Genomic DNA, 14,928 nt, shown 5'->3' with positions numbered 1-14,928 from the left:
TCGTTTAGCCGCAGGTCACGGGGTAGGTTTCGGCGCTCATGAGACTCAACGACAAGGTCGTCGTGATCACGGGCGCCTCCAGCGGGATCGGCCGGGCCACGGCGCTCGCGTTCGCCGCCAAGGGGGCCGCGGTGGTGCTCGGGGCGCGCGGGCAGGAGGCCCTGGAGCAGACCGTACGGGAGTGCGTGCGGCGCGGCGGGCGGGCGGTCGCGGTGCCGACGGACGTGAGCGACGCGCACGCCGTGCAGCGTCTGGCGGGACAGGCGGCGGCCCGCTTCGGGGGCGTCGACGTGTGGGTCAACTGCGCCGCCGTCACGCTGTTCGGGCCGTTCGACCAGGTGCCGCTGGAGGACTTCCGCCGGGTGCTGGACGTCAACATCATGGGGTACGTCCACGGCGCCCGCGCGGCGCTGCCCCATCTGCGCCAGCGGGGCGGGGGCCTCCTGGTGAACGTGTCGTCGATCGCGGGGGCGGTGGCCCAGCCGTACGCGCACGCGTACACGATGTCGAAGCACGCGATCCAGGCGCTCGGCTCGAGTCTGCGCCAGGAGCTGCGGCTGCGGGGAGCGGACGACGTGCGGGTGTGCACGGTGATGCCGGCCGTCATCGACACACCGCTGTTCCAGCACGCGGCCAACCGGACGGGGCGCCGGGTGCTCGCGATGCCGCCGGTGTACTCGGCCGAGCGGGTGGCCCACGCCATCGTCGCCCTCGTACGCCGGCCGCGCCGTGAGGTCGTCGTCGGTCCGATGGGCCGGTTCCTGGTCGCGCAGGCGAAGCTGGCCCCGGGGCTGACGGAGAAGATGATGGCCTCCCAGGTCGAGCGGGCCCACCTGGCGCACGAGGAGCCGGCCGAGGTCACGCCCGGCAACCTGTACGAGCCGGCTCCCGGCCCCGGGTCGGTGCGCGGGGGCTGGCACGGCAGGCGCAGGACCGCCGTGCGCCGGGCCCTGGCCCTGGCGGCCCTCGTCGGCACGGTGACCGCCGCCCGCCGCGTCCTGCGCTGACCCCCATGAGTGACACGGATGCCTGACACCGATGACACCGCCGCGGCCTGCGAGCGCACGGCGAGGGACGTCCTCGGCCTGGCCGAGCTGCGGCCCGGCCAGCTGACCGCGATGACGGCGCTGGCCGAGGGCCGCGACGCGCTGGTGGTGATGCCGACGGGCGGCGGCAAGTCGGCGATCTACCAGGTCCCGGCCCTGCTGCTGGAGGGGCCGACGCTGGTGGTCTCGCCGTTGCTCGCCCTGCAGCGCGACCAGGTCGAGGCGCTGCGCGAGCGCGACGAGGACGCGGTGCGCCTGGACGCCGGCACGGCCGCGGGCAGGCGGGCGGCGGCGTTCGACTCGCTGCGCGCCGGGCGGACGGAGTTCCTGTTCTGCGCGCCGGAGCAGCTGGCCAACCCCGACGTGCTGGCGGAGCTGGCCGCGGCGCGCCCGTCGCTCATGGTGGTGGACGAGGCCCACTGCGTCTCGGCGTGGGGGCACGACTTCCGCCCCGACTACCTGCGGCTCGGCGCGGCGGCCGAGGCGCTGGGGCGTCCGGTGATCGCGGCGCTGACCGCGACCGCCGCGCCGCCGGTGCGGGCGGAGATCGCCGAACGGCTGGGGCTGCGCGAGCCCCTGGAGGTCGTCCAGGGGTTCGACCGGCCAAACATCCGGCTGGAGGTGCGCCGGATGCTGGACGACCCGGCCGACGAGCTTGTCGCCGCCGTGGCGGCGGAGCGGGGGCCGGGGATCGTCTACACGGCCGTGCGGAGGCAGACCACCCGGCTGAGCGGGCTGCTGGCTGAACGGGGCGTGCGGGCGGCGGCGTACCACGCGGGCATGCGGCGGGCCGAGCGCGACGAGGTGCACGGCCGGTTCATGGACGGCGGTTTGGACGTCGTGGTGGCGACCAGCGCGTTCGGCATGGGGATCGACAAGCCGGACGTGCGGTTCGTGCACCACGCGCAGACGCCGGGGTCGCCGGACGCGTACTACCAGGAGATCGGCCGGGCGGGCCGCGACGGCGAGCCGGCCGCGGCGGTGCTGTTCTACCGGCCCGAGGACCTGGGGCTGCAGCGCTTCTTCACCGGCGGCGCGCCCGACGAGGAGACGCTGGCGCGGGTGGCCGAGGCGGTGGCGGGGTGCCGGCCGGGGACGACGCGCAAGGAGCTGGGCGAGCGTACCGGTCTGTCGGCGCGGCGGCTGACGAAGCTGCTCGACCTGCTGGAACGGGCCGGTTCCGTACGGCTGGGCGCGCGCCGCATCGACCCCGTGCCCGGGGCTCCGGACCCTCGGGAGGCGGCCGGGATCGCGCGCGAGCTGGCCGAGCGCCGCCGGGACGTGGAGCGCACCCGGCTGGAGATGATGCGCCGCTACGCCGAGACGGACGACTGCCGGCGGCGTTTCCTGCTGGGCTACTTCGGCGAGGAGCTCGCGGAGCCGTGCGGCAACTGCGACACCTGCCGCGCGGGCACGGCCGAGCGGCGGGAGGCGGCGCCGGGCCCGTTCCCGCTGCACGCCCGGGTGGAGCACCGCAGCTGGGGCGCCGGCCAGGTGATCCAGCGCGCCGAGGACCGGCTGACGGTGTTGTTCGAGGAGGCCGGCTACCGCGAGCTTCAGCTCGACGCGGTGCTCGCCGAGGACCTGCTGAAGGAGCTGCCCTCCTGACGCTCAGCGCGCGCGCTTCCCGGGGCCGGGCCGCCCGGGCCGCAGGGCGCTCGCCTGCTGGGCGAGGTCGGCGCGGTGGAGATTGACCGCGACCTGCACACCGTGCCACAGTCCTTCCACCCAGCCCAGCAGCTGCGCGTGCGCGATGCGCAGCTCGGCGTGGGTCGGGCGGCCGTCCAGGGACGGGCGCAGCGTGTCGAGCTCCGCGCGCAGCTCGGGCGGGAGCACGTCGGAGATCTCCGCGCTGATCCGTTCGTACAGCGTGCCCAGGCGTTCGCGGGCCTGGTCGTCGAGGGTCATCTCGCGCAGTTCGTCGCACAGGTGCCGGACCGTCGTCGCCAGCCGGACGAGCTTGTCCTGCCGGGCCATCGCGGTCAGCTCCGCCGCGGGCCACATCTCCTTGCGCGGCGGTGACGCGGTGTCCTCGCGCCCCTGGCCGGCCCGCTCGTCAGGCTCCCTGCCGCTGTCGACGACGAACAGACCGGCCGGCGACCGCCTGATCCGGGGCTCGTCTGCCTGAACGCCGAACATCGTCTCTCCTTCCGCGCCGCAGTCGCCGCCCCTGGAGGGCGGGTGCGCCCGTGTCGTGCCCGCCGGAGACCCACATCTTGCGTATCCAAGATTAGTAAACTTATAAGTCAAGCAACAAGTTTGCTGAGCTTGGGTGCCGAACAGGCGGAAGGCCGCGTCCCCGGGGCGATACGGGGGCGCGGCCTTCCGGCGCGGCGGAGGTCACGCGCCGGTGGACGCGGCCTCCTGCTTCGGGGCCTGCGCGGGCAGGTCGAGGCTGTCGCGCAGCCGGGCGGGCCTGAGGAACGCCGCGGCCAGCAGGCCGACGACGGCGATGCCCGTCGAGACGAGGAAGATGTGACCGGTGGCCTCGCCGTACGCGGCCCTGACGATCTGCTGGACGGGCTCGGGCAGGGCGGCGATGTTCAGGCTGCCGCCGGCCGCCGCCGCGTCCCCGGCGACCGGGATGCCGGCCTTGGCCAGGCCCGCGGCGATGTCGGAGGCGACCCGGTTGGCCAGCACGGCGCCGAGCACCGAGACGCCGACGGTGCCGCCGAGCGAGCGGAAGAACGTGATCGCGCCGCTCGCGGCGCCGATCTCGCTGAGCGGGACGGTGTTCTGGATGACCAGGACGAGGTTCTGCATGGACATGCCGACCCCGACGCCGACCAGCAGCATGTACACCGACACGAGCACCAGCGTGGTCTCGTGGTCGATCGTGGCCAGCCCGGCGAACCCGGCCAGCAGCACGACGAGCCCGACGAGGATGTACGGCTTCGTCCGGCCGCTCTTGGAGACCATCTTGCCGCTGACGGTGGAGGACAGCAGCACGCCGATCATCATGGGGACGGTCATCAGGCCGGCGGCGGTGGGGCCGTACCCGCGGCCGATCTGGAAGTACTGGCCGAGGAAGACCGAGCCGCCGAACATGGCCATGCCGACCGCGAGGCTGGCCAGGATGGCCAGGGCGGGCGTACGGCGGCTGATGACGTGCAGCGGCACGACGGGCTCGCGCACCTTCGACTCCACCCACGTGGCCACCGCGAGCAGCAGCAGGCCGCCGATCACCATGGCCGCGGTCTGCCAGGACAGCCAGTCGAAGTCGTTGCCGACGAAGGTGACCCAGATGAGCAGGACGCTGACGCCGGCCGCGATGAGGGTAGCGCCCCAGTAGTCGATGCTGACGTCGGAGCGGCGCACGCTCGGCAGGTGCAGGGTCTTGGCGAGCAGCGCGAAGGCCGCCACGGTGAACGGCACGGCGATGAAGAAGCACCAGCGCCAGCCGAGCCACGAGGTGTCGGCGATCAGCCCGCCGAGCAGCGGCCCGCCGACCGTGGCGACGGCCATGACGGCGCCGAGGTAGCCGTTGTAGCGGCCGCGCTCCTTGGGCGTGATCATGGCGGCGAGCACGACCTGCGTGAGGATCTGCAGGGCGCCCATGCCGAGGCCCTGGACCGCGCGGAAGGCGATGAGCTGGCCGGTGTTCTGGGCGAAGCCGCAGGCCAGCGAGGCGACCATGAAGATCACGATGGAGATCTGGAGCAGCAGCTTCTTGTCGAACAGATCGGCGAGCTTGCCCCAGATGGGCGTGGACGCGGTGGAGGCCAGCAGGGACGCGGTGACGACCCAGGTGTACTGGGACTGGTTCCCCTCAAGGGCGCCGATGATCTGCGGCAGCGCGACCGAGACGACCGTGGCGCTGATCATGGCGACGAACAGGACGAGCAGCAAGCCGCTGAGGGCTTCGAGGACTTGGCGGTGAGTCATCGGCTCCGCCGTGGACGGCGCTGCCGGTTGTGCGCTCACGCAAACTCCGATCAGGAACAAGGGGGATGCAACCTGGACACCCTACATGCTCACGGAGCAAACTTGCGCATTGAGCATTTATGCCCATTGGGTAAGCTCATACGCACTATGAGCAGTTCAGCAGGGTTGCGCGAGCGTAAAAAGGTGGAAACACGGCAGGCGGTGCACGAGGCCGCTCTCCGGCTCACCCTTGAGCACGGCTTCGAGAACGTCACCGTCGAGGCGATCGCGGACGCCGCCAACATCTCCCGCCGGACGTTCTCCAACTACTTCGCCGGCAAGGAGGACGCCCTGCTCTACGGCGACGAGCAGACCCTGCACACCCTGGTGCAGCGCGTACGCGAGCAGCCGGCCGGGCTGGCGGCGTGGCCGGCGCTACGGGGCGCGCTGGACGGCCTCTTCGACGAGCACGGCGACGGCGACCGCGAGTTGCACCGGCGCACCCGGCTGGCGCTGCGGCACCCGTCGCTGCTGGCCCGTCAGCTCGCCAGCAGGTTCCGGCTGGAGAGCGAGCTGAGCCTGGCGGTGGCCGAGCGCGACCAGCCGGATGACGTCAGCCCTGAGATGGTCACGGCCGCCTTCCTGGCCGGCCTGCACGTGGCCACGCAGTGGTGGTGCGCCGAGCACGCGAGCCGCCCGTTGCGCGAGCTCATCCACGAGGCTCTCGACCAGATCGACCGCCCCTTCGGCTGAGGCGGGCGGAACCGTCCCGGTTTGGGCCCCCCGAGCGGTGAACTTCCGTCCGGCGGGCCGGATCCAAGCAGAGGACGGTTTCACAGGGGGAGGTCGCATGAAAAGGGTTCTCGTAGCGGTCGTCGCGGGTGGGGCGCTGGTGCTCACCGGGACGCCCGCGCTCGCCGGGCCGACGCTGGGTCCGTACGGCTACGGCGCGGTCCGGCTCGGCATGAGCGCGAAGCGGGCCGCGGCGACCGGCGCGGTCGTGCTCAAGATGCGCGCCGGAGAGGGCTCGTGCTCCGGCTGGGACTTCCGGGCCCACCCCACCGGCCGTGACAGCGTGGGGCTGTACATCTCCAAGAAGCGCGGCGTGGCCGTGATCTTCGCCGCGAAAGGGGTCAGGACGCCCCGGGGCATCGGCATCGGCTCCACGATGAAGCAGGTCAAGAAGGCCTACCCGGCCCTGAGAATCCCGCGGGACGGCGACCCGTACGTGGTGGTCCCCGGCAACCCGAAGGCGCATTACTCCTTCGGCGCCTCGGCGAAGGGCAGGATCGAGGCACTGGCCCTGGTCCACGTCGAGCAGGACTGCGTGAGCTGAGCACGCCGGCGCGGTTCTCCCGCGCCGGCGTGCCGGTGTTCCGCCGTCAGCTGAGGATGCGCAGGTCCGTGACGGTGTACGACAGGGAGCCGCGGAAGCCGATGCCGGTGCGGACGATCTTGAGGTCGGCCAGTTCCTCGCCGGGGGCGGCCAGGAAGCTCAGCTGGCCGGAGCCGGTCCACGTGCCCGCCGTGCGCGGGTTGTCGAGGATCGACATGGTGAGCTCGTGCACCGCCGGGTTGTCGTGCTGGCCCGCCGTCAGGCGCGGGAAGTGCCGCAGGTTGACGATGGGCCGGCCGAGCGCGGGCAGGGTGTTCGAGGTCTGCTGCAGGGTGACCCGGGCCTCCGCCAGGCGGCGCCCGGCCGCCGAGAGGCTGGCGCCGAACTTCCCGCCCGGCCCCACGACCGGCGTGGCCTTGCCGGGCACCGGGAACGCGCGGGTCTGGTGGATGGCGCCCATCTTCTTGGGGAACCCCTGCACCCACCCGCGCGCCAGCGACGAGTCGTTGTCGACGTAGATGTACGGGCACCAGGCGACGGGCGTGTCCTGCCAGCGGGCGTCCAGCAGGATCAGGAACTCGCTGTACAGGCTGCGCACCGGGTCGAGGTACTCCTCGTGCTCGCCGGAGAACTGCCAGTCGATGAACAACGCGTACCCGTGTCCCGACGACGACGGGTCCGGCGACAGCCCGGTCGGCAGAGAGGCCTCCGCCGCCTCGGCGGAGGTCCAGAACTCCACGCCGACGACGTCGCCCGCGTAGTTCCACGGCGGCGCGGACGCCAGGTTGGCCACGCCCCGGGGGCTGAGCGGAAGGGTGTAGCCCTGCAGGCGTTCCTCCGTCGTCTGCGCCGCCCCGTCGTCCGCCGCCGCGACCGCGGGCGAAGCCACCGCGGTGGCGGCGATGCCGGCCAGCCCGCCGGCGATCAGACTCCGCCGGCCTATCTCGTTCTGCTCCACGAACATTCCTTCACTGACTCGTCAATGACTGCGGTCACCCGCAGGCCGGAGCTCGACGTACCGCGGTCGGCCGCCCTGCGCGCGGAGGTCATTGGAGCAGCAGGCGCATGCCCGCTTCCATGTCCTTTTACCGGTTCAGCCGAAGGTCAGCTCGTACTCGACCTGCTCGATCGCACGGCCGTCGCCGAAGTCGTGCGCCCGCGTCGTACCGGACTCGGTGAAGCCGTTCTTGGTGTAGAAGCGGCGTGACTGCGGGGTGTCCCGCAGTGTCCACAGGTGGACGCCCTCGAAGCCCGCCTCGCGCATCGTGCGCACGGACGCCGTCATCAGGGCGCCCGCCACGCCGCTCCCCCACCCGTCCGGGTGGCCGTAGAAACCGAAGAGCTCCGCGAGGCCGGGCCGCTCCGGCGACCGGCCGAAGTAGGAGAAGGCCAGGGGCCGCCCGTCGAGCGCGGCCAGCATGACCGTGCTCCCGCGCTCGGGGCTTTCGGCGAGCACGGCGTGCCATTTGCCGCGCCGCTCCCGCACGGCCGCGGCGAAGAACTTCGGGGCGAAAAATCCGGCATACGCAGATTTCCAGGACTCCGCGTGGATCTCCCCTACGACATCTCCATCACCCGGAGAAGCAGTCATTATGGTGATATTTCCGATCATTCGGTCACGGTACCGCGGCCCTCTCGCTCCCTTTCCCACGCGTGGCCATGCCATGATTGCGATAACCGTTTTCATCCGGGCAACCCCCGCCGACGTCGTCCGCCAGTCCCGCGGCGGGGACATGGGCGTCACGGGAGCGGATCCAGCCCGCGAAGGATCTTCCCGAATCCGGATGAACACGGTCACCTGTGCCGTATGCGAGCGGAGAGCATGATGCGAAGACACGTATGGATCCCCTTGATGGCCGTCCTGGCGGCGCTTCTGACGGGGTGCGGCGGGCAGGAGGCGGCGCCGGGGAGCGACGAGCTCACCCTGGCGGCGCCGCGTGACCTCGTCGCTGGGCCGGAGGATCCGTACTACGTCCACCAGACGTTACGGGTGTGGGAGCCGCTGGTCACGGTGGACGACCGGCTGCGCCCGGTCCCGGCGCTGGCCGCGTCGTGGAGCGCCGCCGACGGGGGGCGGCGGTGGACGTTCACGCTGCGCGAGGGTGTGCGCTTCAGCGACGGGACGCCGCTGACCGCCGAGTCGGTGGTCGCCAACGTGGAACGGTTCCTGCGGATCGCCCCGCGCCAGTCGGCCTTCTTCAGCCTCGACGCCGGCATGGAGGCGGCGTACGGCAAGGTCGACGACGTGCGCGCCGAGGCGGGCGCGGTGGTGTTCACGCTGGAGGAGCCGGTGGCCGACCTGCCGGCCAGGCTGGCGGGGTTCTTCAGCATGGTGCAGTCGCCGCGGGCGTTCACCGCGTCGGGCGGCTTCGCCGGCAAGCCGGTGGGCACCGGGCCGTACACGCTGGCCGAGTGGGTGAAGGGGCAGCGGGCCGTGCTGACGGCCAACCCGCACCACCACGGCCCGGCGCCCGCGTACGAGCGGATCGTGGTGAGGGTGATCCCCGACGCCAACGCCCGGGTGGCCGCGTTACGCGCCGGCGAGGTGGACGGGCTGATCGACAAGGGGGCGCTGCTGCCCGCGCAGGCCCCCGCGTTCGCCGCCGACGACACCTTCCGGGTGTTGCGCAGCCCGTCGGTGCTGACGCACTACCTGACCTTCAACGCCTCGCGCCGGCCGTTCTCCGACCCTCGGCTGCGCGAGGCCGCCGACCTGGCGATCGACCGCCAGGCGATCACCGGCACGCTGCTCGCGGGCACGGCCGCCCCGGGCTCGGCCTTCCTGTCGCCGGTCTTCGGCGATCTCGCCGCGCCCGGCGTCACCGCGGCGTACGACCCCGCCAGGGCCCGCGCGCTGGTCGCCGAGGCGGGCGCCCCGGCCGCGCCCGTGACCATCCTGGTCTCCTCCGCCGAGACCGGCCAGTTCCCGTACGCCGACATCGCCGAGGTGCTGCGCACGTCCCTGGCGCAGGTGGGCATCCCGGCCAAGGTGACCGTGGCCGAGGCCACCAAGGCCGTGATGGAGGCGGGCGACTACGACGTCTTCCTGAGCGCCTACAGCGTGCCGAACGGCGACGCCGACTACCTGTTCCGCCGGTTCCTGCGCTCCGACGCCGCGTGGAACGTCGAGCGGCGGCTGGGCTACCGCAGCGCCGAGTTCGACCGGCTGGTCGACCTGGCCGCGACGGAGACGGACGCCGCCGCACGACGTGACCTCTACCACCGGATCCAGCGGCTGCTCGCCGCCGACCGCCCGATGGTCCCGCTGGCGTACCAGGACAATCCCATCGTGACGGCCGCCGCGGTCGGCGGGGTGCGGCAGAGCGTGGCGTACGTGGTCGACCTGGGTGCGCTGGCGCCCTCGACGTGACCGCCGTGCTGGTGCGGCGCGGCGCCGAGCTGCTGTTCGCGCTGCTGGCGCTGTCGCTGCTGGTCTTCCTGCTGACCGCGCTCGCGCCGGGCGATCCGGCCGAGGAGATCCTGCGCCGCGGCGGCGTGCAGCCGACGCCGGAGAGCGTGGCGGCGCTCCGTGCCGAGCTGGGGCTGGACCGGCCGCTGTTCGACCGCTACCTGAGCTGGCTGGGCGACGTGCTCCGCGGCGATCTCGGGCGTTCGTACGCCGACCGGTCGCCGGTCGCGGAGGAGATCGCCGCGCGGGTGCCGGCGACGCTGCGGCTGGCGGGGGCGGCGGCGCTGGTGGCGGGCGGGCTCGCCGTGCTCGCCGCGCTCCTGGCCGTGTTGCGGCCTGGCTCTCCGGTCGGCCGGGCCGTCGCTCTGGCGACGGTCGCGGTCTCGGGCGTGCCGCCGTACGTCGTGGGGATCGTGCTGATCAGCGTGGTCGCCGTCGGGCTGCGCGTCCTGCCCACGGGCGGCGGCGACGGTCCCGGCGCGGTGGTGCTCCCCGCCGTCACGCTGGGGCTGGCGGGTGCCGCGACGCTGCTGCGGCTGCTGCGGGCGGACCTCGCGCACGCGGTACGGCTGCCGTTCGTCAGGCTGGCCGTTGCCAAAGGGCTGCGGCGGCGGCGCGCGGTCGTCGTGCACGCGCTGCGGGTGGCCGCGCCGAACGCGGTCACGGCGGCCGGCGTGATGCTCGCCGAGCTGCTGACCGGCGCGGTGGTGGTGGAGACGCTGTTCTCCTGGCCCGGCGTGGGGCAGCTGGCGGTGACGGCGATCAGGCAGCGGGACCTGCCCGTCGTGCAGGCGTATGTGCTGGTCACCGCGGTCGCGACGGTGCTCCTGCTGGCACTGGCCGAGCTCTGCCTGGCCGCCTGCGATCCCCGGGTGCGCCGGTGAGCGGGCGTGCCGAGGACGCGCCGGTGAAGGCGCGGGCCGGGGTCGCGGTGCTCGTGGCGGTCGTGCTGTTCTGCCTGGTCACGCCGGTGGTGTCGGCGTACGATCCGCATCTGCCCGATCTGCGGCGGGCGCTGCTGCCGCCGGGGCCGGCCCACTGGCTGGGCACCGACCAGCTCGGCCGCGACCTGCTCACCAGGACCGCCGCGGCCGGACGTACGTCGCTGCTGGTCGCGCTGGCCGTCACGGCGATCACCACGGCCGTCGGCGCGGTGCTGGGAACGGTCGCGGGCCTGACCGGCGGCGCCGCCGAGCGGCTGCTGCGCCTCGCCGCGACCGTGGCGCTCGCCCTGCCCGGCCTCACCCTGGCGCTCGCGCTGGCGGGCGTGCTCACCCCGGGGTACGGCACCGTGCTGGCGGCGCTGGTGCCGCTCGGCTGGGTGAACTGCGCTCTCGTCGCCGCCACGGCGACCCGGCGGGCGGCCTCGGCCGACCACGTCCTGGCGTCGCGGGCCATCGGCGCGTCGGCGGGCCACCTGCTGCGGCGGGTCATCGGCCCGCACGTCGCCGGGACCGTGATGACCGTCGCCACCGCCGACTTCGCCAGGACGCTCGTCGCCGTGACCTCGCTCGGTTTCCTCGGCGTCGGGCTCCCTCCGCCGCGGACCGACTGGGGCGGCATGGTGAGCGAGGCCACGCCGCTGCTGGTGACCGCGCCCCGCCTCGCACTCGTGCCCGCCCTGGCGCTGGCCCTCACCGGCCTGGCCCTCGCCCTCGTCGTGGACGGCCGCCCAGGCCCGGAAACATGACGGGATTCGGGCACGCGGACGGGCGCGCCCTGCTTTGATGATCACCCATGAACGTGGCGACGACGAGACGGAGCAGGCGGCGCGTGCTGATCGCGGCCGTGCTCGTACTGCTCCTCCTGGGCGCGACGGGCCTCTACCGGCTCATGAACGCGCGGACCTTCCAGCTGGCCGGAGAGCTGACCCACCGCGTGCCGACCGCGGAGAAGGTCGTCGCCCTGACGTTCGACGACGGCCCCGACGAGCACACCGGCGAGATCATCGCCACGCTCGCCGAGCAGCGGGTGCGCGCCACGTTCTTCGTCAACGGCGCGCAGCTCGAGGCCCGGCCGCAGGACGGGAAGGCGCTGGTCGCCGCGGGTCACGAGCTGGGCAACCACACCTACTCGCACCGGCGGATGGTGTTCGTCACGCCGTCCACGGTGGCCGAGGAGATCGAGCGGACGGACGCGGCCATCCGCGCGGCGGGCCAGCGCGGCGACATCACGTTCCGCCCGCCGACCGGCAAGAAGTTGCTGGCACTGCCGCTGCACCTGGCCCGCAACGACCGGCACACGGTCATGTGGGACGTGGAGCCCGACTCGGGCGCGACCCCGGCCGCCGCGGAGATCGTCGCGGCCGTGCGCGAGCAGACCAGGCCGGGCTCGATCATCCTGCTCCACCCCTGGTTCGGCGGCGGCGCGAACACCCGGGCGTCCCTGCCGGGCCTGGTCGCCGGCCTGCGCGAGCAGGGCTACCGGTTCGTCACCGTCTCCCAGCTGCTCGCCCTGCGTTAGGGGGTGAGGGACTTCTCGCCCGCGAAGGGCCGGACGTGCCTCGGCGCCTCCGGGGCGCAGAGGGCGCCCAGCACGAGGATGGCGGTGAGGACTCCGGTGACGACGACGGCGGTGCGGGAGTGCACGGGACCTCCTGGAAGGCGTTCCGACAACGCCTCATCACACCCGCCACCGCCGACCGCGGGCCGGTAGATATCACCAATGGAAGTCATATCGTTACCTACAGCGACATTGACCGCGACGGGGGCGGGATCGTCAATCCGCCGGGCGGTCAGATGAGCCGGCGTTCCAGCGCGGCCCGCGTGTCCACCCCGAGCTTGGCGTGCTTGAGGTGAGTTTGACGGTGGTCTCGCTGATGAGCAGCGTCCGCGCCACCTCCTTGTCGGACGCGCCCCGGGCGACGAGCCGGAGCCCGCCCCTCCAGCTCCGGTGCGGCCGGTCAGCTCACGCGGGCTCCCGGTCGCGCTGATCCGGTTTCCAACCCCCAGCGCGCCGGCACCGCCCGCCAGTCGTCGGGGCGGTCGTGGAGGGCGGCGAACACGCGCGTGGCCTCGGCCACCCGCACCCGGCCGGGCAGCTCGCCCTCCTGCAGTCGCACGCCCGTGCGCCGTCCTCCGTTCGGAGGAGGCCCTCGAAGAAGGGACTTTGGTCCCTAGCGGGCACGGAACGGGTGCGGCAACGTGGGCGCTTGCTCCACCTCTGGAGCGCCAGGCGGAGCAGGCAGGCATGCGGCTCGATCGGTCGCCGCGCGACTCCGCCCCTGGCAGGTCACCGCTTTTCAGGTCTGTGCGGACAGGAACGTTGGGACCCCATGGAGAATGGCACGGTGCTGGCCGTCTTGTCGGCGGCCGAGCGTGGAGAGGTGTTGCTCGCCCTGTTGGAGGCGCATCCCGAGCTGGCCCGCGAGGCGGAGGAGCTCGGCAGGCGGATGCTCGGCAGCGGCGACTGGACGGCGGTGGCGAAGGACGTCTCCGACGCGCTGCGCGGCCTGCGCCTGAGCGACCTCGCCGAACGCGCGGGTCCGCAGTGGGGCGGGTACGTCGACCTGCGCGTCGCGGCCTGGGAACTCGTCGACGAGGTGATCCGCCCCTACCGGGAGGACCTGGCCCGCCGGCTACGGGTCGGGGCGCGCCACGCGGCCCTGGAGATCGGCCTGGGGCTGCTCGCCGGCCTGTACGCGTGCCGCGAGGACCGTACCAGCGAGCCGGCGCTGGTACAGGCGGGCATGCCGGACGTCATCGACTTCCAGGCCGACCGCCTGCGCAGGACGCTGAAGGAGCACCGGCTGGAGCTCCCCGGCGGCTGGCTGGGCGAGCACTGCGCGAAGTGGTCCTGAGCCGCCCTCACGCCTCCCGTAGTGCGCCGCCCAGGACGGAGGTCACGTATCCGCGGACGGCCTCCGTCTCCGGCGGCGTGCCGTCCCGGCCGGAGAACAGCAGGTGTCCCGTCCCGACCAGGGTGAGCGCGAGCGTGTCGACGTCGGCGTCGGGCGCGAGGCGGCCCCGGTCGCGCTCGGCGGCGAGGTAGGAGGCGATCGCGGCGGCGGCCTCCGTGAGCACGGGGATCCCCGTCGGCCACGTCCGGCGCAGCCGGGCGCGCAGGCCGTCGCGGAAGGTGATGAGGCCGACGATGGACAGCCCGACCGGCCCGAACACGTCGATCAGGGCGTCGGCGAGGTGGCCGGCGACGGAGCCGGTGCCGGCCGAGTCACGCAGCGCGGTCTCCAGGCGGCCGATCTGGGCGGCCCGTTCGTGGACGAGCTCGGCGAGGAACGCGTCGAAGTCGGCGAAGTGCTTGTGGAGCACGCCCTTGGCCACTCCCGCCTCGGTGGTGACCGCCCGGCTGGTCAGCGCGCCTGGCCCGTCACGGAGCAGGACGCGTTCGGCTGCGGCGAACAACTGCTCGCGTACGTCGCGGAGGGCCACCCCTGTCGGCACCGTGCATCGCTCCTTCTCAGACCAGCTCTTCGACGAGTTCTTTGACGAGTGGGCGCTTGCCCATTTAGAGTGGGCACATGCCCACTATACCTTCGGGGAGCGATCCCCATCAGCAGCGGCAGATCGCCGAGTCGTTCGGCGTGGACGCCGAACGTTACGACCGGGCCCGCCCCTCCTACCCCGTCCCCCTGATCGAGCGGATCGTCACCGCGGGGCGCGAGGTGCTCAGCGTGGGCTGCGGCACCGGCATCGACGCCCGCCAGTTCCAGGCGGCCGGCTGCACGGTGCTCGGGGTCGAGCCCGACGCGCGGATGGCCCGCTTCGCCCGGGACACCGGGGTCGAGGTCGAGGTGGCGACGTTCGAGGCGTGGGACGCGGCCGGCCGCACCTTCGACGCGGTCGTCGCCGCGCAGGCCTGGCACTGGGTGGATCCGGTGGCCGGAGCGGCGAAGGCGGCGCGGGTGCTGCGTCCCGGTGGCCGGCTGGCGGTGTTCTGGAACTCCTTCCACCCGCCGGTCGAGGTGGCCGAGGCGCTCGGCGCGGCCTACCGGCGGGTGCTGCCCGACGCTCCCGATCCGACCAGCGCCGCGGGCGACTCGGACCCGTACGGGTTGATGTGCGAGAAGGCCGAGGACGGGATGCGGCAGGCGGGCGGGTTCGGCCAGCCGGAGCGGTGGCGGTTCTCTTGGGAGCACGTCTACACCCGTGACGAGTGGCTGGACCAGGTGCCGACCAGCGGCCTGTTCACCCGGCTCCCGCCCGAGCAGCTGGCCGAGGTGCTGGCCTCCGTGGGCGACGCCCTCGACGCCATCGGCGGCGCCTTCACCATGCGGTACACCACCGTGGCCGTCACCGCCCTCCACACCCCCTGAC

The 14,928-nt window shown here is 73.2% G+C and carries 17 protein-coding genes; 10 read left to right on the top strand and 7 right to left on the bottom strand.

Features of this window, described 5'->3' with window-relative positions; translation table 11 throughout:
• The first annotated feature begins 38 nt into the window (after nucleotides 1–38).
• Entirely contained in the window at nucleotides 39–1,007 is a 969-nt protein-coding gene (locus C1J01_RS36635) for an SDR family oxidoreductase (protein ID WP_111183554.1), read from the top strand.
• A gap of 18 nt (nucleotides 1,008–1,025) precedes the next feature.
• Nucleotides 1,026–2,654 (top strand): RecQ family ATP-dependent DNA helicase, encoded by a 1,629-nt coding sequence (locus C1J01_RS36630; protein WP_111183553.1) that lies wholly within the window; start codon nucleotides 1,026–1,028, stop codon nucleotides 2,652–2,654.
• A gap of 3 nt (nucleotides 2,655–2,657) precedes the next feature.
• On the opposite strand, the gene C1J01_RS36625 is transcribed toward C1J01_RS36630, so the two are convergent.
• The gene (locus tag C1J01_RS36625; RefSeq protein ID WP_111183552.1) at nucleotides 2,658–3,185 is read right to left on the bottom strand and encodes a proteasome activator; all 528 of its coding nucleotides are present in this window, start codon (nucleotides 3,183–3,185) and stop codon (nucleotides 2,658–2,660) included.
• A gap of 201 nt (nucleotides 3,186–3,386) precedes the next feature.
• Nucleotides 3,387–4,931, bottom strand: a complete 1,545-nt coding sequence (locus C1J01_RS36620) for an MDR family MFS transporter (RefSeq protein WP_111183551.1) — start codon at nucleotides 4,929–4,931, stop codon at nucleotides 3,387–3,389.
• 183 nt (nucleotides 4,932–5,114) lie between these two features.
• Between C1J01_RS36620 and C1J01_RS36615 the strand changes: the two genes are divergently transcribed.
• Complete coding sequence (locus C1J01_RS36615; protein ID WP_235854912.1) at nucleotides 5,115–5,663, top strand: TetR/AcrR family transcriptional regulator; 549 nt, start codon at nucleotides 5,115–5,117, stop codon at nucleotides 5,661–5,663.
• A 97-nt stretch (nucleotides 5,664–5,760) separates the two neighbouring features.
• Complete coding sequence (locus C1J01_RS36610) at nucleotides 5,761–6,246, top strand: hypothetical protein (RefSeq protein ID WP_111183549.1); 486 nt, start codon at nucleotides 5,761–5,763, stop codon at nucleotides 6,244–6,246.
• 46 nt (nucleotides 6,247–6,292) lie between these two features.
• On the opposite strand, the gene C1J01_RS36605 is transcribed toward C1J01_RS36610, so the two are convergent.
• Together C1J01_RS36605 and C1J01_RS36600 are read right to left on the bottom strand one after the other, a co-directional pair.
• Complete coding sequence (locus tag C1J01_RS36605) at nucleotides 6,293–7,204, bottom strand: acetoacetate decarboxylase family protein (RefSeq protein ID WP_220040267.1); 912 nt, start codon at nucleotides 7,202–7,204, stop codon at nucleotides 6,293–6,295.
• A gap of 135 nt (nucleotides 7,205–7,339) precedes the next feature.
• On the bottom strand, nucleotides 7,340–7,732 hold the full coding sequence (locus tag C1J01_RS36600; RefSeq protein ID WP_235854911.1) for a GNAT family N-acetyltransferase: 393 nt from the start codon (nucleotides 7,730–7,732) through the stop codon (nucleotides 7,340–7,342).
• Between the two features lie 366 nt (nucleotides 7,733–8,098).
• Between C1J01_RS36600 and C1J01_RS36595 the strand changes: the two genes are divergently transcribed.
• Genes C1J01_RS36595 through C1J01_RS36580 form a run of 4 tightly spaced genes read left to right on the top strand, consistent with a single transcriptional unit; the run spans nucleotide 8,099 to nucleotide 12,118 of the window.
• On the top strand, nucleotides 8,099–9,616 hold the full coding sequence (locus C1J01_RS36595) for an ABC transporter substrate-binding protein (protein ID WP_181449169.1): 1,518 nt from the start codon (nucleotides 8,099–8,101) through the stop codon (nucleotides 9,614–9,616).
• On the top strand, nucleotides 9,613–10,539 hold the full coding sequence (locus tag C1J01_RS36590) for an ABC transporter permease (RefSeq protein ID WP_111183545.1): 927 nt from the start codon (nucleotides 9,613–9,615) through the stop codon (nucleotides 10,537–10,539). Before C1J01_RS36595 ends, C1J01_RS36590 begins: the two co-directional genes overlap by 4 nt.
• Nucleotides 10,536–11,345 carry an ABC transporter permease gene (locus C1J01_RS36585; protein WP_181449168.1) on the top strand — a complete coding sequence of 270 codons (810 nt, stop codon included), beginning with the start codon at nucleotides 10,536–10,538 and terminating at the stop codon, nucleotides 11,343–11,345. Before C1J01_RS36590 ends, C1J01_RS36585 begins: the two co-directional genes overlap by 4 nt.
• A 47-nt stretch (nucleotides 11,346–11,392) precedes the next feature.
• Nucleotides 11,393–12,118, top strand: coding sequence for a polysaccharide deacetylase family protein (locus tag C1J01_RS36580; protein WP_111183544.1), 726 nt, complete (start codon nucleotides 11,393–11,395; stop codon nucleotides 12,116–12,118).
• Here C1J01_RS36580 and C1J01_RS53260 read toward each other — a convergent pair.
• Nucleotides 12,115–12,243 carry a hypothetical protein gene (locus C1J01_RS53260; RefSeq protein WP_268958773.1) on the bottom strand — a complete coding sequence of 43 codons (129 nt, stop codon included), beginning with the start codon at nucleotides 12,241–12,243 and terminating at the stop codon, nucleotides 12,115–12,117. The two genes, C1J01_RS36580 and C1J01_RS53260, sit on opposite strands and share 4 nt — an antisense overlap.
• A 314-nt stretch (nucleotides 12,244–12,557) precedes the next feature.
• The gene (locus C1J01_RS36570) at nucleotides 12,558–12,716 is read right to left on the bottom strand and encodes a hypothetical protein (RefSeq protein WP_181449167.1); all 159 of its coding nucleotides are present in this window, start codon (nucleotides 12,714–12,716) and stop codon (nucleotides 12,558–12,560) included.
• Between the two features lie 213 nt (nucleotides 12,717–12,929).
• Between C1J01_RS36570 and C1J01_RS36565 the strand changes: the two genes are divergently transcribed.
• Entirely contained in the window at nucleotides 12,930–13,454 is a 525-nt protein-coding gene (locus C1J01_RS36565; RefSeq protein ID WP_111183543.1) for a hypothetical protein, read from the top strand.
• 7 nt (nucleotides 13,455–13,461) lie between these two features.
• Here the strand turns inward: C1J01_RS36565 and C1J01_RS36560 are convergent, their stop codons facing one another.
• A complete protein-coding gene (locus C1J01_RS36560; protein ID WP_111183542.1) occupies nucleotides 13,462–14,055 on the bottom strand; it encodes a TetR/AcrR family transcriptional regulator in 594 nt (197 codons plus the stop codon).
• Between the two features lie 77 nt (nucleotides 14,056–14,132).
• Between C1J01_RS36560 and C1J01_RS36555 the strand changes: the two genes are divergently transcribed.
• Nucleotides 14,133–14,927, top strand: coding sequence for a class I SAM-dependent methyltransferase (locus C1J01_RS36555; RefSeq protein WP_111183541.1), 795 nt, complete (start codon nucleotides 14,133–14,135; stop codon nucleotides 14,925–14,927).
• Nucleotide 14,928 lies beyond the last annotated feature (1 nt).

Origin of the sequence: Nonomuraea aridisoli, from assembly GCF_003236395.1 — a bacterium.
Classification (GTDB): Bacteria; Actinomycetota; Actinomycetes; order Streptosporangiales; family Streptosporangiaceae; genus Nonomuraea; species Nonomuraea aridisoli.
The sequence above is the reverse complement of the archived record's forward strand: the minus strand, read 5'-3'. Positions and strand labels throughout refer to the sequence as shown.